The sequence below is a fragment of the Candidatus Burkholderia verschuerenii genome (assembly GCF_001189365.1).
GTDB classification, from domain to species: Bacteria; Pseudomonadota; Gammaproteobacteria; order Burkholderiales; family Burkholderiaceae; genus Caballeronia; species Caballeronia verschuerenii.
The window spans coordinates 1-1,541 of record NZ_LFJJ01000364.1 but is presented as its reverse complement, the minus strand read 5'-3'; the positions used below and the strand labels follow the sequence as shown (position 1 = coordinate 1,541).

Sequence of the window (1,541 nt, the reverse complement as noted above, 5' to 3'; positions counted from 1 at the left end):
TTCAGCTCAACGTCATGCCTCAACCTCTACTCGTGCGCTGCAGACCTGGCTGAGATGTGCGTTTACGTCTGCACCAGACTGCGTCGTCGGGTCCATTCCGGCAAATTCAATTTTGCAGACCAGACTACCGAGCATCAGCATGAGCGTCTTCAAGCGCTGGGCCTTCCGAATTGATTCGGGTGCATCCAAAAATAAAATTTACAGACGAACGGAGTTCTTCAGAGATCGTTTGTGCGTCCGTATCGCCGTCGGGCGGCGGTGATGTCCTCTGCGACCGGAATGAAAGCTAGTGCCAAGAGAAAGGCTGCGAGCGGGACAGTCGTCAAAAAGCCGATATTTGAGAATCCGACCGCTCCCGCAATGCCGCCTAAAATAAACATGCCGAGCAAAGAGGATAGAAGGAGTAGGCGACTACGGTTTGCCTGTACATATCGCGACTCGTGTCGCATTACGCCTCGGTTCAAATACATCGCCTTTCCTAGTTCGATGCCAAGGTCGGTTATCAAGCCGGTCACGTGTGTCGTGCGAATCTCGGCCTTTGATATCTTTGTGATCATGGCATTTTGAAGTCCCATCACATAACAGAGCAAAGCCACCGTCAACGGAACGTACAGAAGTTGACGATGGCTGAGATTGGAACCGACGAACCCAAACACGAGGAGCAAAGCCGCTTCGAGTAGCAGCGGTGTTGCGTACAAGCTCGTTGTGTTTCGATGGCGCCCCCAATTTATTAGAATCGCTGATGTAGCGGCGCCAAGCAGAAACGCTCCCACTGCACCTACTGCCGAAAGGACGAAGGCAAACTGGCCGAGCACCAAATTGTCCGCTACCGACGATACGAGCCCGGACATATGCGATGTATATTGTCCAACCGCAAGGAAGCCACCAGCGTTAGTAGCACCGGCGACGAACGCGAGCGTACATCCGAGACGGCGATTGCTTGAGTTAGAACGGTGAGGAGCCGTGAGGCTGCGCAGGTAGGCGACGGGCATGGCGTGAAACTCGGACAAGGCATCCGACAATATTATATTGAATCCTGCCCCGAGTGCGGCTTGGTCGGAATTCTCGAGTCCGGATCACAGAAACGGCCTTAATGGTTTCCCAAGCTCTTCTTTGGCGCTAGAACCAATGTTGAATCAACGTGAGCAGTTGATTTAACGGCTGGACGCTCCACCACTAATCTCTTCAATCTGCTCTGTCGAATCGTAAAGAGGCAGAGGCCGCCGGAGGGGCGAATAATTGCGCCAGCTCGGGCTGCTGGCGCAAAGGCAGCCGGTTTCTAGGACGCGACCGGCCGCTCGAGAGATCGCGCGCGACTCGCAATAGGTCGTCGAGGAACTGTGCCGAGCGCGCGGACGTGCCTTCAGCTTTTGAGTTCGTTTTTGCATTCGCCGCGCTGTAACGCGAGACTTACGTAGTCTGGCCTGCAAAATTGAATTTGCCGGAATGGACCCAACGACGCAGTCTGGTGCAGACGTAAACGCACATCTCAGCCAGGTCTGCAGCGCACGAGTAGAGGTTGAGGCATGACGTTGAGCTGA

At 54.4% G+C, this 1,541-nt stretch carries 1 protein-coding gene; it reads right to left on the bottom strand.

The features are described from left to right. Positions 1–218: 218 nt before the first annotated feature. Positions 219–992, bottom strand: a complete 774-nt coding sequence (locus BVER_RS28895) for a YoaK family protein (RefSeq protein ID WP_050456145.1) — start codon at positions 990–992, stop codon at positions 219–221. Positions 993–1,541: the final 549 nt, after the last annotated feature.

What these genes read in the sequence shown, in the direction of transcription:
- BVER_RS28895 (WP_050456145.1), bottom strand. Translation starts at nt 992, where the DNA reads ATGCCCGTCGCCTACCTGCGCAGCCTCACGGCTCCTCACCGTTCTAAC.